General features: G+C 60.8%; 18 protein-coding genes. 11 read left to right on the top strand and 7 right to left on the bottom strand.

The genetic code is table 11. From position 1 onward, the window contains the following. Window positions 1–16 precede the first annotated feature (16 nt). Both sbcD and nhaA read left to right on the top strand, forming a co-directional pair. Window positions 17–1,246, top strand: coding sequence for an exonuclease subunit SbcD (gene sbcD, locus HW556_RS03005; protein ID WP_176897830.1), 1,230 nt, complete (start codon window positions 17–19; stop codon window positions 1,244–1,246). 146 nt (window positions 1,247–1,392) lie between these two features. Further along, on the top strand, window positions 1,393–2,727 hold the full coding sequence (gene nhaA, locus HW556_RS03010; protein ID WP_176897832.1) for a Na+/H+ antiporter NhaA: 1,335 nt from the start codon (window positions 1,393–1,395) through the stop codon (window positions 2,725–2,727). Window positions 2,728–2,842: 115 nt separating this feature from the next. Here nhaA and HW556_RS03015 read toward each other — a convergent pair whose 3' ends face one another. Continuing rightward, window positions 2,843–3,967, bottom strand: a complete 1,125-nt coding sequence (locus tag HW556_RS03015; protein WP_176897834.1) for a tetratricopeptide repeat protein — start codon at window positions 3,965–3,967, stop codon at window positions 2,843–2,845. Window positions 3,968–4,206: 239 nt separating this feature from the next. On the opposite strand from HW556_RS03015, the gene HW556_RS03020 reads away from it, so the two are divergent. Next, on the top strand, window positions 4,207–7,638 hold the full coding sequence (locus HW556_RS03020; RefSeq protein ID WP_176897836.1) for an AAA family ATPase: 3,432 nt from the start codon (window positions 4,207–4,209) through the stop codon (window positions 7,636–7,638). Between the two features lie 157 nt (window positions 7,639–7,795). Here HW556_RS03020 and HW556_RS03025 read toward each other — a convergent pair whose 3' ends face one another. Together HW556_RS03025 and HW556_RS03030 are read right to left on the bottom strand one after the other, a co-directional pair. Continuing rightward, window positions 7,796–8,860: a DUF6687 family protein gene (locus HW556_RS03025; protein WP_176897838.1), complete on the bottom strand. Its 1,065-nt coding sequence runs from the start codon at window positions 8,858–8,860 to the stop codon at window positions 7,796–7,798. Window positions 8,861–9,036: 176 nt separating this feature from the next. After that, window positions 9,037–9,348 carry an HNH endonuclease gene (locus HW556_RS03030; protein ID WP_176897840.1) on the bottom strand — a complete coding sequence of 104 codons (312 nt, stop codon included), beginning with the start codon at window positions 9,346–9,348 and terminating at the stop codon, window positions 9,037–9,039. A 373-nt stretch (window positions 9,349–9,721) separates the two neighbouring features. Here HW556_RS03030 and HW556_RS03035 point away from each other — a divergent pair, with 373 nt between their 5' ends. The 4 genes from HW556_RS03035 (at window position 9,722) to HW556_RS03050 (ending at window position 14,165) form a co-directional block, all read left to right on the top strand. Next, window positions 9,722–10,162, top strand: coding sequence for a hypothetical protein (locus HW556_RS03035; RefSeq protein ID WP_176897842.1), 441 nt, complete (start codon window positions 9,722–9,724; stop codon window positions 10,160–10,162). A gap of 160 nt (window positions 10,163–10,322) precedes the next feature. Continuing rightward, window positions 10,323–10,631 (top strand): thioredoxin, encoded by a 309-nt coding sequence (trxA, locus tag HW556_RS03040; RefSeq protein WP_116943115.1) that lies wholly within the window; start codon window positions 10,323–10,325, stop codon window positions 10,629–10,631. Window positions 10,632–10,940: 309 nt separating this feature from the next. Further along, window positions 10,941–13,289: a TonB-dependent receptor gene (locus tag HW556_RS03045; RefSeq protein WP_176897844.1), complete on the top strand. Its 2,349-nt coding sequence runs from the start codon at window positions 10,941–10,943 to the stop codon at window positions 13,287–13,289. Window positions 13,290–13,295: 6 nt separating this feature from the next. Further along, window positions 13,296–14,165 carry a DUF4249 domain-containing protein gene (locus HW556_RS03050; protein WP_176897846.1) on the top strand — a complete coding sequence of 290 codons (870 nt, stop codon included), beginning with the start codon at window positions 13,296–13,298 and terminating at the stop codon, window positions 14,163–14,165. Window positions 14,166–14,557: 392 nt separating this feature from the next. On the opposite strand, the gene HW556_RS03055 is transcribed toward HW556_RS03050, so the two are convergent. Further along, complete coding sequence (locus tag HW556_RS03055; protein WP_176897848.1) at window positions 14,558–14,992, bottom strand: Fur family transcriptional regulator; 435 nt, start codon at window positions 14,990–14,992, stop codon at window positions 14,558–14,560. 169 nt (window positions 14,993–15,161) lie between these two features. Between HW556_RS03055 and HW556_RS03060 the strand changes: the two genes are divergently transcribed. The 4 genes from HW556_RS03060 to HW556_RS03075 all read left to right on the top strand — a co-directional run bounded on the left by HW556_RS03060 (window position 15,162) and on the right by HW556_RS03075 (window position 19,380). After that, complete coding sequence (locus HW556_RS03060) at window positions 15,162–15,503, top strand: hypothetical protein (RefSeq protein ID WP_176897851.1); 342 nt, start codon at window positions 15,162–15,164, stop codon at window positions 15,501–15,503. A 165-nt stretch (window positions 15,504–15,668) separates the two neighbouring features. Then, window positions 15,669–18,086: a TonB-dependent receptor gene (locus HW556_RS03065; RefSeq protein ID WP_176897853.1), complete on the top strand. Its 2,418-nt coding sequence runs from the start codon at window positions 15,669–15,671 to the stop codon at window positions 18,084–18,086. Between the two features lie 92 nt (window positions 18,087–18,178). Beyond that, complete coding sequence (locus HW556_RS03070) at window positions 18,179–18,739, top strand: hypothetical protein (protein ID WP_176897855.1); 561 nt, start codon at window positions 18,179–18,181, stop codon at window positions 18,737–18,739. Window positions 18,740–18,951: 212 nt separating this feature from the next. Beyond that, complete coding sequence (locus HW556_RS03075) at window positions 18,952–19,380, top strand: hypothetical protein (protein ID WP_176897857.1); 429 nt, start codon at window positions 18,952–18,954, stop codon at window positions 19,378–19,380. 112 nt (window positions 19,381–19,492) lie between these two features. Here the strand turns inward: HW556_RS03075 and HW556_RS03080 are convergent, their stop codons facing one another. The 3 genes from HW556_RS03080 to HW556_RS03090 form a co-directional block, all read right to left on the bottom strand. Continuing rightward, entirely contained in the window at window positions 19,493–20,311 is an 819-nt protein-coding gene (locus HW556_RS03080) for a purine-nucleoside phosphorylase (protein ID WP_176897859.1), read from the bottom strand. Between the two features lie 159 nt (window positions 20,312–20,470). Next, window positions 20,471–22,228, bottom strand: a complete 1,758-nt coding sequence (gene sppA, locus HW556_RS03085) for a signal peptide peptidase SppA (protein ID WP_176897861.1) — start codon at window positions 22,226–22,228, stop codon at window positions 20,471–20,473. A gap of 183 nt (window positions 22,229–22,411) precedes the next feature. Continuing rightward, the gene (locus HW556_RS03090) at window positions 22,412–23,659 is read right to left on the bottom strand and encodes a replication-associated recombination protein A (protein ID WP_176897966.1); all 1,248 of its coding nucleotides are present in this window, start codon (window positions 23,657–23,659) and stop codon (window positions 22,412–22,414) included. Window positions 23,660–23,933: the final 274 nt, after the last annotated feature.

A 23,933-nucleotide genomic window follows, 5' to 3' on the forward strand; every position in this document is an offset into this window, starting at 1 on the left:
GAGTACCTTCGTAGTCATGCGCGTACTACATACCGCCGACTGGCATCTGGGCCAGCGGTTTATTCAGGGCCACGAACGAACCGAGGAGCACTGCCACTTCCTCGACTGGCTGGTAGCCACTATTCAGGCCGAGCAAGTAGAGGTACTCATAGTGGCGGGCGACATTTTCGATAATGGCTCGCCCTCCAACCAAGCTCTGGAGCTGTACTACGATTTCCTGCTGAAGCTGCGCAACACGGGCTGCCGCGACGTGGTGGTGGTAGGCGGCAACCACGACTCGCCAGCCACCCTGAACGCGCCGGCCCGGCTGCTGCGCCACCTGCGGGTGCACGTGGTGGGCTGTGTGCCGGAGTGCTTCGAGGATCAGGTGCTGGTGCTTGATGATGCCACCGGTAAGCCGGGTCTGGTGGTGTGCGCGGTGCCGTTTCTGCGCGACCGGGATGTGCGCCTCTCGGTGCCCGGCGAGTCGGCCGAGGAGCGCGAAACCCGCATCAGGCAGGGCCTGGCCGACCATTACGCCCGCGTGGCTGAGGTGGAGCAGGTGTGGCAACTGAAGGCGCTGGGGCTGCCCGTGCTGGCTACCGGCCACCTCTACGCCGCCGGGGCCGCCCCCTCCGATTCGGAGCGCACCATTCATGTGGGCAACCTGGGCCAGGTAACCGCCGACCACTTTCCGACCGTTTTCGACTATGTAGCCCTGGGCCACCTGCACCGGCCCCAGCGGGTGGGCGGGCAGGAGCATATCCGTTACTCAGGCTCTCCTATTGCCTTGTCGTTTTCCGAAGTCGACCACGCCAAGGAAGTACTGCTGGTGGAGTTTGTGGCCGGCAAAGTAGCCAGCCTGAACAGCCGGCCGGTGCCGGGCGCACGGCGGCTGGTACGCATGCATGGCACGCTGGACGAGGTAACCGCCGCCCTCACGGCCTACGACAACGCCGGCTACGCGCTGCCGGCCTGGGCCGATGTGCAGGTACACTCGGAGCTGAGCCAGCTGGAAGTAGCCGAAACGCTGCTGAAGGTAGTTGACGCCCTCGACCGGCAGCAGCTCGTGGTGCTGGCCCGCCGGCACCTGCGCCTGATTGCCTTGCGGCCGCTGGGGGCCAACGAGGAAGCCGAAGCCAGCCTCACACGAAGCCTGCACGATTTTACGGCCCGTGAGGTATTCGAGCAGCGCCTGGAAGCCGAGCCGGCCGAGGCCCGCGCCGAGTTGCTACGCACTTTCGATGAGCTGCTGGAAAGCCTGTAAAAGGCCACTTCGTGGTCGGCGGCTGTGGTGAGTCTTGTATCTTTGGCTGAGAGAGCCGGGGGCCGTTTGCCGTGCCGCAGCTCGCTACCCTGGGCCCGCGGCAGCTTTTAGCCGCCGGCCTGTGCACTTCTACCCTGCTGGCTTCTATGGCTGTACCCCAAATCGTTCGTCCGCTGGTGCGGCCCTTTACCGAGTTTTTCCGTCGCGAGGCAGCAGGTGGCATTATGCTGATGGCCAGTGCTGTGCTGGCCCTGGTACTGGCTAATGTAAACTGGGGTCCGGCGCACTTTTTCCCGCGGCTCTGGGACAAGCACCTCAACCTCACCGTTAATGGCCTGGGCCTGAACCTGAGTTTGCTGCACTGGATCAACGACGGGCTGATGAGCATTTTCTTTCTCATTGTGGGCCTGGAAATCAAGCGCGAGTTGCTGGAGGGCGAGCTTTCGGACCGGCGGCAGGCCACGCTGCCCATTGCGGCGGCCTTTGGCGGCATGGTGGTGCCGGCGCTGGTGTACTTTTTCATCAATCGGGGCGAGCCCGCCGCCAATGCCTGGGGCATTCCGATGGCTACCGACATTGCCTTTGCCCTGGCCGTGCTGCAGCTACTGGGGCCGCGCGTGCCGTTGGGCCTCAAGGTATTCCTCACCGCGCTGGCCATTGTCGATGACCTGGGTGCCGTGCTGGTAATTGCCGGCTACTATACTACCAATCTGCACCTAAACTCCCTTTACCTGGCCCTGGGCGTATGGATGCTGCTGATGAACCTGAACCTGCTGGGCGTGCGCAGCCTGGTAGTGTACCTGCCGCTGGGGGTGCTGCTGTGGTTTTTCATGCACGAGTCGGGAGTCCATGCCACACTGGCCGGCGTTATGCTGGCCTTCACCATTCCTTCGCGCATCGGCATGGCCAAGCCCGAGCTGCTGCTCATGCTCAACAGCCGCTTGAGCATGCTACAGGACGAGGTACATGGCCTGGGAGCTAACCCGCGCATAATCAGCGAAGAGCTGGAGTACCTTTCCGACTCTATCAGCTCGCCGGCTCAGAAGCTGGAGCAGCGCCTGCATTCGGTGGTGGCCTTCGTCATCATCCCCCTCTTCGCCTTCGCCAACACCAGCCTCGAAATCGAAGCCTCGGTGTTCCGCGACCTGCTTACGCCGCTGGGAATGGGCATCATTCTGGGCCTCACAGTAGGCAAGCCGCTGGGCATCGGGGCTCTCAGCTGGCTGAGCATCCGCTTGGGCTGGGCCTCGCTACCGGCTGGCGTTACGTGGCGGCACATTTGGGGCGCGGGCCTGCTGGGCGGCATCGGCTTCACTATGTCGTTATTCATCACGCTGCTGGCCCTGGGCGAGCACTCGGCCGGTGAGCCGGTAGCCAAGCTGGCCATCCTCACCGCCTCGCTCATCTCCGGCACCCTGGGATTTTTGCTGCTGCGCACCATGCCGCTGCCGAAGATAGTGGTGGTGAGTAGTGGGCGGTAGCGCCCAGTCAAGTTTATCGGCCCCCACGCTTAGGTCTTGACTAACGTTTGAGGTTAGTACGCCCATTTTTGGCAATTGCGCTGACACAAAACAGGCCGGAGAAGCAGTTCAATCATCATCTGGGGTCAGAAGAAGCGCTCGGTTCCATCTTGCCATCTAACACCAAGGAGATTCCTTCAAAAATAGCTGCTACCGATAAATCAATGGGTTTCCACCCGTAGGGGTAAGTATGGTGAGTGCCGGAGGTCCGGCCAAGCTCGCATAACAAATAGGTTGCCCCACCATTGAGTGGCAGCGTTCGTTCGACGGTAAACCAGCGCTCCACTTTATCCCCCGCCGGTGTGATGAGGTACGCTCGATAAGCAACGGCAAGTATCTCAAGCGGCTCATCCAGGCTACGGTGCACAGTCATCAGCTGCTTTTGCCAGTGGAACTCAGCCACCGCTACAGTGCCTGATTTAGTTATTTCTGCTGGCAATTTATTTTGCTTGTACAGGCGTTGAAACGCAACGAAAACACTGTCAGCCCGCTTGTACTGCCCCGCTGCATTTAGCGCCTTCAGCAGCTTGCTAGTCAACTCGAATTCCTCTGGAAACAGTTCTATAGCGCGGGCATACGTCGTGGCTGCCTTGCGATAGTCGCCGGTGAAGCTATACTCCAGCTTTCCAATATCAGCGAGCGTTTCTAAATAGCGAGGATGCTTTGGTGGAATGAGGGTGGTGGCGGCGTAAAACCCGCTCAATTCCAGCGTGTAGTGTTGCTGCAAGTGCAGTATATGCGGAATCATATACAAGGTTGTGGGCGAGGCGCGCGGTTGCTGTTGCAACTGCCGGAAGTAGCTTAAAGCCAAATCATACTCTCCGGCCTGATAATAGACGAGCCCTTTCTCGGCTTGGTATTCGGTGTTTTTTGGCTCTATCATAAGAGCCTCGTCAAAGGCAGTCAGCGCTTCGGAGAACCTTTTTGCGAAACGTAGTGCCAGTCCTTTTTTAAAATAAACTGGCCCAGTCTTCACGCCTTTGGCCAGCGCCATATCAAAGTAGTTTACAGCCAGCTCATCCTGCTCAATTTGGAAATAGGCGCAACCCACCATGTACGCCTCTGCTCCGCTCAACTTCTTGGCCGTAGCTGCATTGCGCACAATCGCGGCGTGGTTCCCTTGCTGATATAGTGTTTCAATGCTTTGTGCCTGAGTCGTAGTGCCGACCAAGAGCAGACACAGAAATAAAATGCGGAGCATGTTGGCAAGATAGATAATGAGTGCCGCCGGTAGTGCAAAGCGACTACCGACGCTCACCGGTATGTTGGTGCGGTTACTTTTGGCTGAATATAGACATCCGTTCGATTTTCTGGGGTCGCTGCTCTCAAATAAGTACCACTCAACCGTTCTACCTTGCGGTTCATTTACCGTTGATCCACTACTCAAGCGTCAGCAATTAAGCTGCGGGCGGTGATAGAATACCTGATTTATAGTCCCGCATGAAAATCCTCCGCGTCCGCTTCCTCAACCTCAACTCTTTGCGCGGCGAGCATTTCGTGGATTTCAGTATCGCCCCACTGGCCGATGCGGGCCTGTTTGCCATTACCGGGGCCACCGGAGCGGGCAAAACCACCATCCTCGACGCCATTACGCTGGCTCTCTACGGCCAGGTGCCCCGCCACGAGACCACGGGGCCCGAGCACGTGATGAGCCACGGCACGGGCGAGAGTTGGGCCGAGGTAGAGTTTGAGGTGAACGGGCAGCAGTACCGCAGCAAGTGGGGCCAGTACCGCGCCCGCAAGCGCGCCGGGGCCAATCTGCAGGACCCCAGAATGGAGCTCAGCGAGCGAAAACAGGCCGAAGATGGCACCGAAACCTGGGAGTTTCTGGAAACATATAAAGCTAAGGTACCACGCCGGGTGGCCGAGTTGAGCGGGCTCGAATACAAACAGTTTCTGCGCTCGGTGCTGCTGGCCCAGGGCGACTTTACGCGGTTTCTGAAGGCCCCGGCCGGCGAGCGGGCCCAACTGCTGGAGAAGATTACCGACACCAAGAAGTACTCCGACATTTCGCGGGCGGCTTTTGAGCGGGCCAAGCACGAAACCCAACAGGTGGAACAGCTGCGCCAGGGCCTGAACGGCGTGGCGCTGCTCTCGCCCGAGGAAGCCGCTTTTCTGGAAGAAGAAACCCAAAACCTAACCCGCCAGCTGGCAGAGGCCACTGCCCGCCAGGAGCAGCTGCGCGAAACCCAGCGCTGGCACCAGCGCCTGCACGATTTGCAGCAGAAGCAGCTCGGAGCCGAGCAGCGCCGCAGGCAGCTGGCCACGCAGGCCGAAACCCTGGCCCCGCTGCGCCAGCGGCTGGCGTTGCACCTGCAGGCGCTGCCCTTTGCTCCCGAGCTGGCGCTGCTGCGCCAGGACGCCGGACAGCTGGCCCGCATGCAGGCCGAAGCCGAACGCCTGCGCCAGCAGCTACCCAAGCTACAGGAGCGCCGCGCCGCTGCCGAAACTGCTCACACCATAGCCCGCGAGGCATTCGAAAGCACCACCGCTACTCGTGAGGCCCAGGCCCCGGTGCTGCTGGCTGCCGAAAAGCTCGACCTCACCATTGCCCAGCAAGTCCGGGAACTGGACGGCCGCCGCCAGGAATACGAGCAGCGCAACGACGCCTGCAAACTCCTGAATGCCGAGTTAGCCACCATCAGCACCCGCAGCCAGCAGGCCCGTGAGCAGCTCGAAACAACCGCTGCCTGGCTTCGCGAGCATGGCCGCCGGGCCGAGATGCTGGACGCTTTTGCCGCTTTTACAGGCTTAGTGCAGGACTGGGACCGGCTGCGCACCGAGGATGGCCAGTTGAACCTGCGCGTAACCACGCTTGCCAGCCGCCTGCACACGGCCCGGCTGCAGGAGCAGCAGGCCGCCGCCGCCGCCCGCCTTGCCCGCCAGCACCTCGAAGCCGCCGAGCAGCAAATCCAGATTGCCGCCACCACCCGCGACGAGCGGCTACGCCTGCTGCACCACCACATACAGACACTGCGCCGGGAGCTGGCCGAAAAAGAAACCCACCGCGAAACCCAGCGTCAGCTGGCCCAGGCCCAACAGCTTATTCTCAGCCACGAGGAGGCCCGGCGGCAGTTAGAGCCCCACGCGCCCTGCCCGCTATGCGGCGCTTTGGAGCATCCGTACGCAGCCGGCGTACTCGGCCTGACCGATGCCGGACTGGCGCAGGAGCAGGCCAAAGTTGAAAGCCTGACCCAAGAAGCCCATGCCCTCAACACCCGCATCAACCGCCTCAACACCTTTCTCAACCTGCTCGAAAATGCCGGTGGCGACGCCAGCCGCGTAGCCCCCGACGCCCCGCTGCAGTTCGTGACGCCGGCCCGCGAGGAAGCCATCCCCGCCGAAAGCCGGGCGCTGGTGCAACAGCTTCAGGACCTGAACAAGCAGCGGGCTGAGGCCGAAATGCAATTGGCCAGTGCCCTGGCCGGGCAGCTGGCCGCCCAAAATGCCCAGGTAGGCAGCCAGCAGGATTTGCAGGAAACCCAGCAGCAGCTCCGGGACGTGCAGGAGCAGCTACCCAGCGTAAAAAACCAACTGGAAAGCCTGCTAACCAACTTCGGCCTGAACTTTACGGGGGAAAACGGAGCCGCCATGATCACGCAGCTCCGGGCCCTGGAGGCCGAGTTCAAGGCCCGCGAGGCAGAATTCAATAAAGCCAGCAAGCAGGTCGAAGCAGATCAGGCACGCATCGATTACTTGGTTATAGAGAAGCAAAAGGCGCAAGCCTGGCTGCACGACAACCGGGAGGGCTTAGTAGCTCAAAACCGCGCCATAGAGCAGCAGCGAACCGAGCGGCTGGCCCTGTTGCCCGAGTCCGACGTGGCTGGGGTGCGACAGGCGCTGGAGCAGGCCGTGAAATCGGCCAGCCAGCGCCGCGAGCAGGCCGACGAGCAGTTCCGCCAGCACGATACGGCCCTTATGGTGGCCGCCGACCAGCTCCGCCAGCGCGAGCAGGACGCCGCGGCCCAGCAACTGGCCCACAACCAGCGCCACACAAGCCTCGCAGCGGCCCTGGCCGCAGCCGCCCTCGCCCCCGACCCCGCCGCACTGCCGCCCCTGCTGCTCCCCCAATCCGAAGCCAGTAGCCTGCAAACGCAGCTTCGGCAGCATGAGCAAGACGCCGCCCTGGCCGAGCGGGTGCTGCTGGATGCCGGCACCGAGCTGGAGCAGCAGGCCGCTCGCGCCCTCACCACCGATGCCCCCGAGCACACCGCTCAGCAGCTGTCGGGAGCCAACGAGCAGCTGGCCACACTTAACCAGCAGTTGGGGCAGCGCCAGGAGCGCCTCAGCGCCCACCGCGCCGGCCAGCAACGCCACGCCGAGCTGGCCACAGCCCTCGAAAACCAGCAGCAGCAGGCCCTGCGCTGGCGGCACCTAGCCGAACTCATCGGCTCGGCCGACGGCAAGAAGTTCAGCGAATTTGCCCAGGGCCTCACGCTGGCCCGCCTCGTCGATCTAGCCAACCGCCACCTGTACCGCTTCACCGACCGCTACCGCATTCTGCGCCACGCCGAGCAGCACCTCGACCTGCTCATTCAGGACGAGTACCAGGCCGGTGCCGTGCGCTCGATGAACTCGCTTTCGGGCGGTGAGAGCTTCCTGGTGAGCCTAGCGCTGGCCCTGGGCCTGTCGGAGCTGGCTGGCCGCCGCACCCAAATCGACACGCTCTTTATCGACGAAGGTTTCGGCACGCTCGACCCCGACACACTCGATGTGGCCCTTTCAGCCCTCGAAATGCTCCAGGGCACTGGCAAAACCATCGGTATTATCTCGCACGTCGAAGCCCTCAAAGAGCGCGTCAGTACCCAGATCAATGTCCGCAAAGGCACGGGTGGCATCAGTTCGCTGCAGGTATTGGGGTTCGGGAGTTGAGAGGAAGAGTGAGAATCAGGAGGCAAAAAAAACTGTCATTCTGAGTGAAGGCGCAGCCGCAGTCGAAGTATCTCTACTGCAATGCTAATCCTGTTGGCTGCAACGAAGCGGTAGATATTCTTCGACTTCGCTCATAATCACGTTCCTTCTCCACCTCTCACCTCTTCACTTCCAACGTCTTAACCTCCGCCCAGCTCCAGTATTTTTTCGGCTCGATGCCTGCGTAGTCGGCATCGAAAAAGGCGGCCAACTCCCGCTCCAGCTCGGCGGGCGCAATGGAGGAAGCATAAACCGGGCGCTGGTCAGGGTCGGCGTAGCGTTGCGCCTTGCTGAGGGTGCGGCCACCCAAACGCAGCAGCGGGCCGGTATCGGTGATGCCGTCGTGGGTCCAGCGGCGGGCCGAATTTTCGAGGGTGTTGAGGCGGTCAGCCAGAGGCGCGAGGGGCCGCCGGGGCAGCGTGGGGCGGCTTTCCAGGTCAATCCAGGTGGTATATTTGTACTCAAATTCGTAGCGCTGCCCACTGTATAGGCTCAGCACCATATCGGTGCCGATGCTGGGGCCAAACAGGGCATAGTAGGGCACTGGCTCGGGCGTCTGCACCACCGTCAGGCCGATGGCGGGGTAGCGGCGCACGGTGGTGTCGGGCCCCTGCATAACGGCTACGGCTCGCTTCACGCGCGCAAACTCGGGCTCCCAGGCGGCGCGGCCGATTTCGGGGTTTTCCAGCAGCGCACCGAAACGGGGCAGAAACCAGGCGAATTTTTCAGCGGAAGCCTCATCTTCGCGGCGGCGGCGGGCGGCGGCCCCAAAAGGCTCATAAAAACGGGCCTTTTCTTCGGCATTTAACCAGCAGACCAATTGCAGAGCGTGGTCGGCAAGCGGGTGCTGCCAGTCTATTTCGCGGAAGTCGCCGAGCGTGGCAACCAAGCGCAGCAAGGGTTCGTGGCGCAATGCCAGTTCGGGGTTCAGCAGCGCCCACACGCCCACAAATCCATCAATATCGAAGTGGTTGGCCGTTACAGCGCGAGCCTCCAGGCCTGGCGTACCAGGAGCATGCAGGGCCCGGAGCGCCGAGCCGGCGCTGGTATCGTCGCGCAGGGCCTCGGGTGTGGCCGCCCCGCGCCAGTGCGCCAGCGTGAGCACTGCGCCCAGTCCCATGCTGTCTACCACAATGGTTGGCTGGCGGCGCAATGCCTGAAAGGGAACGAAGTATCGAGACAAGGAGATGAGAGAAAAGGGACGTCGTTTTTTATCTGGCGTCCGCGAAGCCGGATAAAGAAGTCAAAGAAATGATACTGCAATACTACTTCTATCGGCCACAACGAAGCGGTAGAGGTTCTTCGGCTTCGCGGGTGCCATATGAAGGATGACGTTCCTTCTCACGTACATCCTCTTTCTTACCGCCGCCCTGCGCGGCGGTTACTGATGCGCTCTACCCGGCTGCGGCGAATCCAGTGCAGATATTTCTGCAGCTCCTCGGCAGTTCGCAGCTGTTCGATGCTGGCGTAGTGGCGGGCCAAGGTTTTGTTGTCGAGTAGCAGATGGATGGTACTGTGGCAGGGCTGGCAAAGGTCGGCGGTGGGGCCATGGCGCCCCCCCTCCTCGCGGGGCACCAGATGGTGACGCGACGTCCGCTGCACTTCCCGCTCGCACAGTGCGCACCGGTTGCCGCCAGGTTCTTCGGCAGTTGTGGTGAAATCGATGGGCATGAACTAAACCTATGGGTAACAGGGCGACTGAAAAAAGAACACGCGGCCGGTTGCCAGGTTTCGCAAATTCCACGGTTGCATTCTATGGCTGCCCAGCCCCACGTAGGGGCCAAGCAACCAGCAACTCATGACCGGAAACCAGACCAGTTTGCAATACAGCTAACCCGCTTCCTTGCTTTCGCCACGCCTTATTCAAATAATAATACTATCAGGATAATTTAAATGCCATTATCCTGTAAAAATCATCTGGAGAGTATTTATATTTGGTTACTTCTTGTCTATATTCCTAAATATTAGCCGGCTGTCTCACCACCGCCGGGTAGCAAGAATCACCTTCTCGTTGAAACTCTTTCTCACTCTTTTACCGCTTTCTATGCGTCTTTCTACTTTTAATTTTGTGTTGCGCCGACTGGTGCCCGCTGCTGCGCTGCTGTTGGTGCTGGCGGTTTTCTCCCCTTCGCAGGCGCGGGCCCAAACCTGGCTCGTATCCACCGAAACGTTTGCCAAGCTGGGCGTAGTAGACAAGTTTGGCCAGCTGGGTGCCTATTCGGCTAAGTTTGTGGTGACCAGCCAGCGCACCGGCAAGGCGTTCATCCTGGTAAAGGAAATTGAGAAGGGCCAGAACGGCGTCGATGTACTCTTCCCATCGTTGGCCACTGAGGCCGATTATTTCAAAGCCACTTCGGGCGAGGCTGGTACGGCCGCGCCCGGCGCCTACACCTGGGAGTGCCTGGTAAACGGCAAAAAAGTGGTAGGCGGCAACTTCAGCTTCTCCGAAGTAGCCAACGACGTGAACCTAATAACCAAGCAATAAGCGGCAGACCGCTTTTTGTCCTCTTTCTTGTCCGAAGCCCGGTGCTACAGCACCGGGCTTTTTGCGTACTGCCCATTTGGCGGCGCTACTTTTACCGGGCAACCGCGTACAAGCAAGTACCGCTCGAATTAGGGCCTGTCACCTTTCTGTTGCGCTCATTATGCCTAAAAAGTCATTTTCCGAACTCCTCAACAGCCCTGGCATGCCTGTTTTGGTTGATTTTTATGCCGATTGGTGCGGCCCTTGCAAAACAATGGCCCCCATTCTAGAGCAGGTAGCCAGCCAGCACCAGGGTAAGCTCAAGGTTATCAAGATTGACGTCGATAAAAACCAGGCAGTGGCCCAGCAGTTTCGGGTCCAGAGTATTCCTACCCTTATTCTATTTCATCAGGGGCAGCCGGTTTGGCGGCAGGCAGGCGTGGTGCCTGCAGCCCAGATAAGTCAGGCTATTCAAGGGGCCATCAAGTAAGGGCTAAGTGCTGGCAGGCTGGATAGGCGCCTAGCACAGAAGGGCTACGTGACGGGCTTTTTAATACAGGCTTTGCGCAACAGGATTACGCAAAGCAACGATGAACGAAGCTCTGACTTTGCACATCGTTGCATGTACTTATTTGGCCGTCAGCAAGAATCCGCGACGTCGGAGCCTCGCGCATCGTTGCAGAACATACCTCTTATACAAGTGCTTGGCTTGACTGAAGAGTGCTGGCAACATTCGACCTGCGGCCGGGTTTGCAGAACGCGGGCGTACCTTTGCACGCTCAATGCATAGTTGGCTTCGATGACTTTACGCTTCGCTTTCGGGCTTTTTCTGCTGGCTTTTACACTATTGCCCGCCGCATGTTTTGCCCAGGCCCGCTACACCCTCAGTGGACTGGTGAAAGCAGCCGGCAATGGCGAAATCTTGCCCGGTGCCACCGTAGCGGTGCCCGCGCTTGGCCTGGGGGCCACCGCCGACGAAAAAGGGGCTTACCAGCTCACGCTGCCCGCCGGCCGCTACCAGCTGGTAGTATCGTTTATCGGCTACCAAAGCCTGAGCCGCGACCTGAACCTGAACCGCAACCAGCGCCAGACCTTTCAGCTAACGGCGGCCGGCAACGAGTTGGGCGAAGTAGTGGTGGAGGGCAGCGGCACACTGGAGCAGAAGCTGCAAACCACCCAGATGAGCGTGGAGCGCCTCACGGCCAAGGAGGCCAAGCTGCTGCCCGCTTTGTTTGGCGAGGTCGATATCCTCAAAACGCTACAGCTCAAGCCCGGTGTGCAGAACGGCGGCGAAGGCACCACCGGTCTGTTTGTGCGCGGCGGCGCGGCCGACCAGAACCTAGTGCTGCTCGACGATGCGCTGGTATACAACCCCAGTCACCTGTTCGGACTGTTTTCGGTGTTCAATTCGGACGCCGTGCAGTCGGTGGACTTGTACAAGGGCGGCTTTCCGGCCCAGTACGGCGGCCGGCTTTCGTCGGTGGTTGATGTGAAGATGCGGCCGGGCAACGCCGAGAAAATCGGCGTTAGTGGCGGTATCGGCCTCATTTCGTCGCGTCTGGCGCTGGAAGGGCCGATCAAGAAGGGTAAGGGGGCGTTTCTGGTGGCCGGCCGCCGCACCTACTTCGACGTGTTCACGCGCCAGATCAACCGCCTTAGTGCCGACGACCCTGAGTTCGACCCGATTCCGGACTATTACTTCTACGATTTCAACGCCAAGGCCAACTACAAGCTAGGCCCCAAAGACGAGCTGTTTCTGACCGGCTACTACGGCAACGACGTGTTCGGCTTCAACTCTCAGAACGGCTTCAACTTTGACTTCAACTGGGGCAACCGGGTGGCCTCGCTGCGCTGGAACCATGTGTACAACTCGCGGCTGTTTCTGAACACCACCCTTTCGTACACCGGTTACAAGTACGAAATCACCAACCGCATCGACCAGTTCAGCTTCAGTCTAGCCTCCGACATTCAGGACTTCACGCTGCGCTCCGACCTCGACTACCGGCCCAACGACCAGCATGAGTTCCGCTTCGGGGCCACGCTCACCAACCACCGCTTCGGCACCGGTCGCCTGCAGGCCGGCTCCGACGACGGGCGCATCAATTTCGGCTCCGACACCCGCTACAGCGGCCAGGAAGGGGCCGTGTACGCTTCCGACGTGTACAAGCCCAACGACAAATGGCAGTTCGAGTACGGCCTACGGGCCTCGGGCTTCCAATCGGAAGGCGCGGGCAACCGCTACGGAGGCCTGGAGCCCCGGGCCGCGGCCCGCTACGCTATCAAATCCAACGTCTCGGTGAAGGCCAGCTACGCCCTGATGTACCAGTACGTGCATCTAGTAACCAACTCCGGGGCTTCGCTGCCCACCGATATCTGGTACCCCTCGCGCGAATCGGTGCTGCCACAACGGAGCCAGCAGGTGGCCGCCGGCGTGAGTTGGCTGCTCGGCAACGGCCGTTACCTGCTCACCAACGAGGTTTACTACAAGTGGGCCCAGCGCCAGATTGACTTCAAGGACGGAGCCCAGTTGTTCGTGAATCCCGACCTCGATAGCGAGTTCCTGTTTGGCAAGGGCTGGGCCTACGGCAACGAGTTGTACCTGGAGAAAAAGCAGGGCCGCCTCACGGGCTGGATTGGCTATACGCTGGCCTGGACCAACCGGCAGTTTCCAGCCCAGCGAGGCACGGCGGGCATCAACAACGGCAACTCGTTTTTCCCGATTTACGACCGTCGCCACAACCTGTCGGTGGTGGGTATCTACAATCTGTCGGAACGCCTGAAGCTTACCAGCTCATTCGTGTTCAGCTCGGGCCAGCCCACCACGCTCCCGCAGGCGCGTTTCCTGTTTCAGGATGTGTTCGGCGAGAATGGAGGGCCAGTGCCGGTGTACCCGCAGCGCAACACCACGCGGCTGGCGCCGGTCAACCGCCTCGATATTGGCTTGGTGTGGCAGATGAAGCCCACCCGCTGGATTCCGGCCGCAGACCTGACCTTCAGCATCTACAACGCCTACAACCGCCGCAACCCATTCTTCGTCTTTTTCGAGCAGCTCGAAGATCCCGAGACCGAAGAAATTACCGGCTTTCGGGCCCGGCAGGTGTCGTTATTTCCAGTGATTCCGTCGGTTACCTACAACTTTAAATTCTGAGCACGGATGATGCGGATTACGGGAATTTCACGGATGTTGGATTCGGCGCGGGCTGGTCTGCTGGCTACGGGCCTGGCGCTGGCCGGGCTGGCGGGCGGGCTGGCCAGTTGCGGGCTGCAGAAGGACATTGATGTGGTGCTGCCAGTGTTGCCGGCCCAGCTGGTGGTGGAGGCGTACCTCGAAGACGGCCAGGTACCGCGCCTCACCGTTACCGAGTCGGTGGCTTACTTGAGCGCCCCTACCCCCACCATCCCCACCGAAATAACCGTTACGCTCACGCTGCCCGACGGCAGCCGTGAAAACCTGCGCTTCGCCCCGGGCTTCGACCGGGGTACGGGCAAGGCCTACACTCACATCGGCACCCGCCCGCTAAGCCCCCAGCCGGGCCAGCGGTTTCAGCTCGAAGTAACCGACAACAAGGGCCGGCGGGTAACGGGCTCGGCCACCATGCCCGCCCGCATCCCCATTGATACGGTGGAGTGGCAGTTCAACGACCGGGAGCCCGAATTCCGCGAGGCCCTGATTCTGACCCGCTTCCGCGACCCGGCCACCCCGCTCAACTTCTACCGGATCATGATCCATAAGGACAGCATCACCGACGATCCGGAAAGCGAGTTCGCATTAGAAGACCGCCTCAATAACGGCGAGGAGTTCACGCTTGGCACCAGCTTCCGCTTCCGGCCCAACGATACGGTGGTCGTTACCCTTTTCCACCTAGACCAGGCCTACAACAACTTTCTGGAGTCGGTGGAAGATGCGCGGAACGCCAATGGCAACCCCTTCTCGCAACCGGCCGGCATCCGCAGTACCGTGGAAGGCGGGATAGGCGTGTTCACGGTGCTCAGCTACGACCGGCGCACCGTAATTGTGCGTTGACAACATAAAAAAGGCTCCTGACTCTACGCAGTGCGACTGTGGCGCGCTACGCAGAGTCGGGAGCCGGTGACAGCCGTTATTTAGGACTTGTGCCTGTTGCACATGCTCCTGTCCTACTATTAGAAGTTGCCAACTTTATTGTGGCGTGTTTCTGCCGTGGCAGCTAGTATTCGCCTTCCTGATCCACATCGGCTTCCACCAGCGCCAGCCGCAAAGGCATAGCGGCTTGACATCGAGCAAGCTGCTGGCCTGCCGGGTACCGGTGGCAGCATCGTAGCTGCTGAGCGTACCATCTTTGTCCAGCATCAGCACGCTTTCGCATTCCTCATCGCGCGCCACCCGCACTAGTTTAGTGGCGCTCCTATCTGGATTATGGGGCTGAGGCAGCAGTGCTATACAGCCGGCTGGCACTCGCGGCATACGCCCGCCAGCAGGTAGTCGCGGCTGACGACCTGAAACTGGGCGGGCAGCGTAACAGTCGGAATGGCTACCTGGTTGAGACAGTAAATGTGCTGGCAGATGGTGCATTTGAAATGCACGTGGTTGTCGAAGTGGGCCTCGGCGCTGCACTCAATCGAGCAGGCGGCGTAGCGCACAACGTCGGTGGAATCGATGACCCGATGAATCAGCCCGCTCTCCTCGAACGATTTGAGGGTCCGGTAGAGGGTGATGCGGTCGGTACCGGCAGGCAACTGCTGCTCTATCTCACTACCCGACAGCGCGAAGGCGGCATCAGCCAGCACCTGCAATACGCTTCGGCGCACGGGTGTCTGGCGCAAGCCGTGTTGGCTCAGGGTTCGAACAAGTCGGTCGGCGGAGGTAGGCATGGGGATGGAAGGGTAAATGCTTGGCCCCAGTCTGGATCGAGGATGCCGGGCGAATAAATACAAAAGTAACAAAGTTGCAGTTGAGCACACTAGGCCGGCGCCGAACCCGACCAGTGTACAAAGTCCGATATTCGGTATATATTTGGCCCAACAAGTTACACTGTTGCACGTGCAAACTCTTCGTTCCCGACTGGCCCTGTTGCTGCTGCTCTGCTTTACGCGGGTGCTGCTGCCGGAGGCGTGGGTACTGAACCTGCATGCGCACGAGCACACAACCGAGGAGCCCAGCCTGGCCCCCGGGGAACTGTATGGCAAAACTGTGCTCAGTGCCGAGCACAAGCACTGCATCGTCGACAACTTCTGTCACGTGCCATTCCAGCCAAGCGCACCAGTTGAGTCGCCGCTTGTATTTGCCGCTTACCAGGCGCCGGCTTCCGCAGCCGTAGTGCCCACTTGGCAGGATGCCCGCACCCCGGCCGCCGACTCGCGTGGGCCGCCCCACCGGATATAATTCAGTGGCCTATCGGTGGCACTATGGCACCTGCTCCGGATGATTTTCCGATGAGCAGTGGGCACAGGTAAACAGCTGTTTCCCAACCGGAAGCGCACGCTTTATCTGGAGCCCTGCTTCCCCCGACGGCCGGTTTTATATTCCCCGGCTTTCCTCCCCTATTTCATGCGTATCCGAATTCCGGGCAGCCCGGAGTTGCCCCGGCTGTGGCTGAGCCTACTGCTCGTGCTGGGCATGGCTGGCACACGGCCGTCAGCCCAGGCCCAGGTGCAGGCTCCGGCCGAGGCCTGCGCGCTGTCGTTGAGCGGCCGCGTGGCCGACCACGAGTCGCGGGCCGACCTGCCGGGCGCAACAGTAGTGTTGCTCGAAACCCAGCAGGCTACCCAAACCGATAACGCGGGCAACTTTCATTTCCACCTCTGCCCGGGCGTCTATCGTGTACAGGTAACGTTTGTGGGCTACGAACCCGAAACGACCGAGCTACGCGTGGACCGGGCCGTAGTACGCGACTTTCAGCTGCACCCTAATGCAGTTATGTTGCGCGGAGCCAATATCCGCGGCGAGCGGGTGACAGCCCCCGTGAGCCAGCCCACGGCCACGCTAAGCGGGCAGGAGTTGCAACAAACCCGCGGGGAAACGCTGGGCGAGGCGCTGCAGAATATTGCGGGCGTAACAGCCATTCAGACGGGTCCGAGCATTTTCAAGCCAATGATTCATGGGCTGCACTCCAACCGCCTCACCATCCTCAATAATGGAGTGCGGCAGGAAGGCCAGCAATGGGGGCAAGACCACGGCCCCGAAATCGACCCGTTCAGTGCCTCCCGCCTGACGGTGGTGAAGGGCGCGGCCAGCGTCCGGTATGGCTCCGACGCCATTGGGGGCGTGGTGCTGGTGGAGACCAAGCCCCTGCGCGACTCGGCCGGCACCGGGGCCGAACTGCACTTAGTGGGCATGAGCAACAACGGCATGGGGGCTGCTTCGGGGATGCTGGAAGGCAACCTGCACCGGCTGCCGGCCCTCAGTTGGCGGGTGCAGGGTACGGCTAGGCGGGCCGGTACTATGCGGGCGCCCGGCTACTACCTGCGCAACTCCGGATTCTCAGAATACAGCTTTTCGGCCGCCGCCGGCTGGCGCAAAGACAGCTACGGGCTCGATGTATTTTACAGTCAGTTTCGCACCCAACTCGGGATTTTGCCGGCTGCTGAGGTGGGCAACCCCTCCGACTTGGTGCGGGCCATTGCCCGAGCCCGGCCCCTGGAAACCGGGGGGTTCAGCTACACCATAAACCGGGCCTACCAGCAGGTACGCCACGATTTGGGCCGACTCACGGGCTTCATACGCACCGGTTCGGCGGGCCGGCTGTCGGTTACCCTGGGCCAGCAGATTGACTCCCGCGACGAGTACGACCGTAACCGCCCGCGCAACAATAACCTGGCGGCCCGCAACCTGCCCGAGCTCAGCTATACCAACCGCACCAGCACCGCCGAGCTACTATGGGAGCACCGGTCCTGGCGCAATTTTACGGGTAGCGTGGGGTTGGCCGGCACCTATCAGGCCAACCGCTACGCACCCGGCAGCCGGCAGTTCATTCCGTTTTATACCAGTACAAGTGGAGGAGCTTTCTGGATTGAACGCTGGCAGAAAGACAAGTGGCTGCTGGAGGCCGGGGCCCGCCTCGACCGGCGCGACTTACAGGTGCGGCGCGGCGACCGGGACGCTAACGGCGTGTTTTTCGTGGACCGCAGCCGGTTTCAGTACACCACCCCGGCCGCCTCGCTGGGAGCCACCTTCGACCCAACCGCTCACCTGACACTCAACCTGGCTACCGGCCTAACGCGCCGCGCCCCGGCCGCCAACGAGCGGTTCAGCGACGGCGTGCACAATGCTCAGTACGAGCTGGGCTACGACCTGGTGCCCGGCAACGGTGCGCTGGTACCCGAAACGGCTCTGAACGTAGGCCTGACGGCCACCTGGCACAACAATCCGCGCCTGAACGGCGAAATCACAGTCTACCAGACGCGCATCACCGACTTCATCTACCAGGTACCCATTTTACCGCCCGTAGTTACCATTCGGGGGGCGCTCATCAGCCGGCAGTACCAACAAACCGATGCCACGCTGCGCGGCGCTGATGTGACGGGCAGCTACCAACTGGCCCCGCGTTGGCTGCTGACGGCCAAGGGCTCGGTGCTGCGCGCCCGCGACACCCGCGCTGATGAATGGCAGATTCTGATGCCGGCCGACCGGGCCGAAGCATCAGTCCGCTATGATTTTGCCGACCAGCCGGGCGGAAGCCTGAGCCAGCGCTACGTGCAGCTAAGCGGCAGCGCAGTGGCCCGCCAGACCCGCGTACCCGATAACTACGCCGCCCGCGACTACAAGACGCCGCCTGCCGGCTACGCGCTGCTGGGCCTGCAAGCCGGTACCACGCTGCACTGGGGCCGCCTGCCGCTCGAAGTAAGCGTGGCCGGCTCGAACCTGCTCAATCACCGCTACCGCGACTACCTCAACCGCTACCGCTACTTCGCCGACGAGATGGGCCGCAACGTGACGCTACGCGTGCGTGTGCCGCTGGCTTTCTGAGTTGTTGGCTGACAGTTTGGTAGCACAGGATTTCGACCCTTGCTTTTTTTAAAGACTCCTTTTCAAAACTTCACCCTTTATTCCTTTTTACCATGAAAAACCTGTTGCACACCCCCGCCCGCCTATTGATGCTTTCTATGTTGGCCGCCGCGCCCCTGTTCAGCGCCTGCTCGGATAATGACGACCCCACGCCCGACGAGGATAACGAGCAAATCACAACTATCACCTACACGCTGACCCCCTTGAGCGGCGGGTCACCGGTAACTGTGAGCTACCGCGACCTGGATGGCGACGGGGGCTCCGCACCCGTTATCGGCAGCCTGAACCTGGCTCCCAACACTACCTACACCGGCGTCGTTACGCTGCTCGACGAAACCAAAAACCCGGCCACCGACATCTCGGCCGAGGTGCGGGCCGAAGCCGATGAGCACCTGCTGGTATTTGAACCGGCTCCGGCCAACCTGTTGACCATCACCCGCACCGACCGCGACCAGAACAACCTGGAACTGGGCCTGCAAACCCGGGTGGTTACGACGGGCACGACTACGGGTACGCTTAAAGTCACGCTGCGCCACCAGCCCGGTGCCAAAAACGGCACCTTCGCGCCCGGCAGCACCGACGTGGAGGTGGTGTTTCCGACTACTATTCGCTAAGTATTTGGTGGAAGGCTGGCTGGCTGCAACCGGCGGCCTTACTTTTTTTCTCCCAGTTTGGTTGTGGAGATATGCAGGAAGGCACCCGCTATTGGCGGGTGTTTTCTTTTTACGGAAGCCTTATTGAGAAGAGCTATCCAAAAGTACTATATGCAACCAATTCCCGGCTGGTTGCACTCCTGGGAGCAGTTTTCCACCTTCCTACTCGTTCTATGAAACGCTTTCTATTCCCGGCCCTGGCGGCGCTAGCCCTCACGCTGGGCAGTTGCGACGAAAAAGAGTGCTGCGTTCAGCCCCTTACCCCTCCGATTACAACTACCTCCCTCACCCAGACCAGCACCTGGTACCTAAGTGCCTATTCTGCCGCCGGCCAAGTTACCGAAGGCGGCGCCATTAAAGACCGGTTCGCGCTCCGTTTCGCCTCCGATGGCAGCTACCGCCGCATCCTGCTTAGTGACAGCTCGGAAATGGCCGGCACTTGGAAGCTCGCCGACCCCGACAACCGTCAGCTCAACCTCATCGACCACAAGGGCGACCCGCAGAACTTCACCGTGGCAAGCGTCAACACAGAAAACCTGTACCTCTCCCGCCCCGATAAAGCCGGCCAGTTGGAAATATATCTGTTCAAAACAGTCCGGTAAGGCCGTTGCCAACAGTACGCTAACCACGCAAAAAGCCCCTGACGCAGCACGGACGTCAGGGGCTTTTTGCGTGGTTAGCGCACTGTTGGCAACGGCAGCTTTATCAGCAACCTTACAGCTTCGCCAGCACAGCCTTGATGAGGGCCGTGAGGCGGGGTTCGGCCGTGGCGGCGGTACGCAGGATGTCGGCAATGTTCACCTTTTTGAGCTTGTCGGGCGCGCACAGGTCGGTGATGACGGACACGGCCAGCACCGGCAGGCCCATCTGGACGGCGGCAATTACCTCGGGTACCGTGCTCATACCCACGGCATCGGCCCCGATGGTGCGCAGGTAGCGGTATTCGGCAGGCGTTTCGAGCATGGGGCCGGGCAAGCTGGCGTACACGCCGCGGCGCATATACTGGCTCAGGCCCAGGTCGCGGGCGGCCTCCTCGGCCAGGGCCAGCAGGCGCAGGTCGTAGGGCTCCATCATGTCGGGAAAGCGCGAGCCTAACTCGTCGAGGTTTTGGCCCACCAGCGGGTTTGTGGGCTGCAGGTTGATGTGGTCTTCGAGCAGCATCAGGTCGGCGTAGTCGTAGTTGGGGTTGAGGCCGCCGCTAGCGTTGCTCACGAACAGGTTACGGATGCCCAGCAGCTTCATCACGCGCACCGGAAACACAACCTGCTGCATGGAGTAGCCCTCGTAGAAGTGGAACCGCCCGTGCATGACGAGCACCTTTTTGCCCGCCAGCGTGCCAGCCAGCAGCTCGCCGGCGTGGCTTTCCACCGTCGAAACCGGGAAGTGCGGAATATCGGCGTAGCTGAAGCGGTGCGCCACCTCAATTTCATTGGCCAGCGCGCCCAGCCCGGTACCCAGGATAATGCCCGCCTCGGGCCGGAAGTCCTGCAGGGTTTTCTGGAGGTAGGCGGTGGCTTCGTGGAGTTGCTGCATGCTGATTTTTGATAAAACGTCATTCAGAGCAATGCGAAGAATCTCGCTTGCCGACGTTGCAAAAGTAAGCGTAACGCTTAGTTACTATTGCAATGTCAGCAAACGAGATTCTTCGCTTTGCTCTGAATGACGTTTTATCTACACGCCAAAAACCAACATTTACCGCACGTTCAGCTCGAATGGCAGGCGGGCCTGGGCGCCGCGCATCTCCGAGAGCTGCTTGTACTGCACGTACATCGGGTAGAACGGGCCCATTTCCTCTTTCACGGCCCGCATCCGGGCTTCGGTGCCAAAGGAGCTCATCAACTCCTCAGCAAAGGTTTTCTGGCGGGGCAGCTGCTGAATGCGGTAGTCGCCCTCCTTCAGCTTGGCGCGGCGGGCGGCAATGCGCAGCGCATCGTCCATCGAGCCCAGCACGTCTACGAGGCCGCGGGCTTTGGCATCGGTGCCCGACCAGACCCGGCCCGAAGCAAACCGGCGCAGGCGCTCGACGGGCATGTTGCGGCCGGCGGCGGCTTTGGTGGTGAAGTCGGCGTAGATACGGTTGATTTCCTGCTGAAATTGCTGGGTCTCGTAGGGCGTGAGGGCCCGCGTGATGGTGGGGAAGTCGGAGAATTCGCCGGTTTTCACGCGGTCAGTGGTAATACCAATTTTATCACTCAAAAACGGCCCTAGGTTGGGCAGCACGCCGAACACGCCAATCGAACCGGTGATGGTGGTGGGGTGGGCCACAATAGTATCGCAGCCCATAGCAATGAAGTAGCCGCCCGAAGCCGCCACGTCCGACATGCTGGCAATAACCGGCTTCACTTTCTTGGTCAGCATCACCTCACGGTAAATAATATCGGAAGCCAAGGAGGAGCCGCCGGGCGAGTTGATGCGCAGCACTACGGCCTTCACTTTATCATCGAGGCGGGCCTTGCGGATGGCCTCGGCGAAGCGGGTGCTGCCGATGCTGGAGTTGCCACCCTTGCCGGTTACGATGTCGCCCTCGGCGTATACCACGGCAATTTTATCGGTGCCCGTGCCCACTTCGTCCTCGTTGTTTTTGGCATAGTCACCCAGGTCAATCAGGCTGAGCTTGGCGTCTTTCTTGAGGCCCAGCTTGCCCTTCATATAATCAGTAGCCTGGTCGTAGTAGCCCAAGTCGGTTACCAGCTTCAGGCGCTTGGCATCGTCGGCGTTGTGCACCATCATCGAGTCCGAAATCACCTTCAGACGAGCCGGCGCGATGTTGCGGCTGGCGGCCACATCGGCCAGCATAGCGTTGTTGAGCGAGTTAAGGAAAGTGGAGGTTTGCAGCCGCGCCGAGTCGGACATGCTAGTGCGGAAGTAAGGCTCGACGGCGCTTTTGTAAGTGCCGACCCGGAAAATCTGCACGTCCACGCCCAGCTTGTCGAACAGCCCCTTGAAGTAGGTTGGCTCCGAGCTCAAGCCGTTGAATTCGAGTGTGCCCTGAGGGTTAAGGTAGAGCTTATCGGCCACCGAGGCCAGGTAGTAGCTCTTCTCCGACTGCGCATCGGCGTAGCTCACGATGAATTTGCCGCCTTTCTTGAACTCCAGCAGCTCGTGGCGGATTTCCTCCAGCGAGGCCATGCCGCCCTGCACCAGCTCCAGATTCAGGAAAATACCCTTGATGTCGTCGTCCTTGGTAGCGCGGCGGATGGCGGTTTTCAACTCGTGCAGGCCCAGGGTGCTGGTTTGCCCACCCGTGAAACCAGCCAATGGGTTATCGAAGCCCCGCTCGCCAATCGGCTTATCGAGCTTGAGCTCCAGCACCGAATTTTTGGCTACGGTAATGGTTTTGTCGGACGAAGCCAGCCCGGCAATCAGCCCGAGCAGCAGCAGGGTGCTAACGATGCTGAGCACAATAACGCCGACGATGGTAGCCAGCACGTATTTAAAGAACTGTCGCATGAAAGTAGGTAGGACAAGTAAGGTCTGGTAACAAAGATAGGCGCTCCGAGCCCGCACCGCCGGCTATTCAACCAACAGCCCGTTTGGCGGCCGGAACGACGTAGGGGCGGGGCTTGTCCGCGCCCGCCGCTGGAACAGTAACGCCGGAAATCGTTTAACGGCGGGCGGTAACAAGCCCCGCCCCTACATGCCGTACTTATCGCCCCATAGCTCCCGCAGCCGCTGGCGGGCTTTGGTTTCGGCGGGGTTGTCGGCGGGCTGGTAGAAGGTGGTGCCGCTGAGGGCTTCGGGCAGGAACTCCTGGTAGGCGAAGTGGCCGGGGAAATCGTGCGAATACTGGTACTGGCTGCCATAATCCAGCTCCTTCATCAGCTTGGTGGGGGCGTTTCGCAGCGGCAACGGCACCGGCTGCACGCCTTGCTGGCGCACCAGTGCCCGCGCCGCCCTTATGGCTTTGTAGCTGGCGTTGCTTTTGGGCGAAGTGGCCAAGTACACCACCGTCTGGCCCAGAATAATATCCGACTCGGGCAGCCCGATAACCGTGACGGCCTGAAAGCAGCTCTGGGCCAGAATCAGGGCGTTGGGGTTGGCCAGGCCCACATCTTCGGAGGCCAAAATGAGCAGCCGGCGGGCAATGAACTTCACGTCTTCGCCGCCTTCGAGCATCACGGCCAGGTAATAGAGCGCCGCGTTGGGGTCGGAGCCACGGATGCTTTTGATGAAGGCCGAAATAACGTCGTAGTGCATCTCGCCTCCCTTGTCGTAGCGCGCCAGGTGCTGCTGGGCCAATTGCTGCACGCCCGTGTCGGTGAGCACGATTTCGCCGGTTTTGGGGTCGGGGCGGGTGGCTTCCACCACAATATCGAGCAGGTTGAGCAGCTTGCGCGCGTCGCCGCCCGAGATGGTGAGCAGGGCACCGTAGTCCTGCACCCGCACCTTTTTTTGGCTAAGTACCACGTCCTCGGCCAGGGCTTTGTCCACGAGGCCAGTGAGCACGTCCTTGCCCAGCGGCTCCAGCACATACACCTGCGAGCGGCTCAGCACGGCCGGAATCACCTCGAACGACGGGTTTTCGGTGGTGGCCCCAATAAGCGTAACCACACCCTGCTCCACGGCCCCGAGCAGCGCGTCCTGCTGGCTTTTGCTGAAGCGGTGGATTTCGTCGATGAACAGCAGGGTGCCCGGCTGGCGCTTGGCCCGCTCGATTACCTCGCGCACGTCTTTCACGCCCGCATTCACCGCGCTCAGCGCGGCGAAAGGTTTGCCCAGCTCGGCGGCCAGCAGGTTGGCCAGCGTGGTTTTGCCCACGCCCGGCGGCCCCCACAGAATGAGCGAAGGCAACCGCCCGGCGCTCAGATACCGCCGCAGCACGCCCTCGGGCCCGATGAGGTGCTGCTGGCCCGCATAATCTTCGAGCGAACGGGGCCGCATGCGCTCAGCCAGCGGGGCATTGACGCCGGCTTGGGCGGGCTGATTGGGTTTGGGCGCGGGGTCAGAATCGAAAAGGGAACCAGTCATTTTTTTTAAGCTGCAAGCTTTAAGTCGCAAGCTACAAGCTTCGGGCGGGAGGCTACCGGGTGACAAAGGCGCAAGATGTTGCGTCTCGTCGTTGAACGGCCCACGTAAGCAGCGTCAGTAACGACGAGACGCGAAATCCTACGTTGCTACCACCGCCCATTATCGTGCGCAAAATCGTTCAACGACC

Source organism: Hymenobacter terrestris (genome assembly GCF_013377905.1).
GTDB lineage: Bacteria > Bacteroidota > Bacteroidia > Cytophagales > Hymenobacteraceae > Hymenobacter > Hymenobacter terrestris.

What these genes read in the sequence shown, in the direction of transcription:
- sppA (WP_176897861.1), bottom strand. Translation starts at nt 22,228, where the DNA reads ATGCGACAGTTCTTTAAATACGTGCTGGCTACCATCGTCGGCGTTATT.
- HW556_RS03080 (WP_176897859.1), bottom strand. Translation starts at nt 20,311, where the DNA reads ATGCAGCAACTCCACGAAGCCACCGCCTACCTCCAGAAAACCCTGCAG.
- HW556_RS03065 (WP_176897853.1), top strand. Translation starts at nt 15,669, where the DNA reads ATGCGTATCCGAATTCCGGGCAGCCCGGAGTTGCCCCGGCTGTGGCTG.
- HW556_RS03070 (WP_176897855.1), top strand. Translation starts at nt 18,179, where the DNA reads ATGAAAAACCTGTTGCACACCCCCGCCCGCCTATTGATGCTTTCTATG.
- HW556_RS03050 (WP_176897846.1), top strand. Translation starts at nt 13,296, where the DNA reads ATGATGCGGATTACGGGAATTTCACGGATGTTGGATTCGGCGCGGGCT.
- HW556_RS03035 (WP_176897842.1), top strand. Translation starts at nt 9,722, where the DNA reads ATGCGTCTTTCTACTTTTAATTTTGTGTTGCGCCGACTGGTGCCCGCT.
- HW556_RS03020 (WP_176897836.1), top strand. Translation starts at nt 4,207, where the DNA reads ATGAAAATCCTCCGCGTCCGCTTCCTCAACCTCAACTCTTTGCGCGGC.
- HW556_RS03030 (WP_176897840.1), bottom strand. Translation starts at nt 9,348, where the DNA reads ATGCCCATCGATTTCACCACAACTGCCGAAGAACCTGGCGGCAACCGG.
- HW556_RS03055 (WP_176897848.1), bottom strand. Translation starts at nt 14,992, where the DNA reads ATGCCTACCTCCGCCGACCGACTTGTTCGAACCCTGAGCCAACACGGC.
- HW556_RS03015 (WP_176897834.1), bottom strand. Translation starts at nt 3,967, where the DNA reads ATGCTCCGCATTTTATTTCTGTGTCTGCTCTTGGTCGGCACTACGACT.
- sbcD (WP_176897830.1), top strand. Translation starts at nt 17, where the DNA reads ATGCGCGTACTACATACCGCCGACTGGCATCTGGGCCAGCGGTTTATT.
- HW556_RS03090 (WP_176897966.1), bottom strand. Translation starts at nt 23,659, where the DNA reads ATGCGGCCCCGTTCGCTCGAAGATTATGCGGGCCAGCAGCACCTCATC.
- nhaA (WP_176897832.1), top strand. Translation starts at nt 1,393, where the DNA reads ATGGCTGTACCCCAAATCGTTCGTCCGCTGGTGCGGCCCTTTACCGAG.
- HW556_RS03045 (WP_176897844.1), top strand. Translation starts at nt 10,941, where the DNA reads ATGACTTTACGCTTCGCTTTCGGGCTTTTTCTGCTGGCTTTTACACTA.
- HW556_RS03075 (WP_176897857.1), top strand. Translation starts at nt 18,952, where the DNA reads ATGAAACGCTTTCTATTCCCGGCCCTGGCGGCGCTAGCCCTCACGCTG.
- trxA (WP_116943115.1), top strand. Translation starts at nt 10,323, where the DNA reads ATGCCTAAAAAGTCATTTTCCGAACTCCTCAACAGCCCTGGCATGCCT.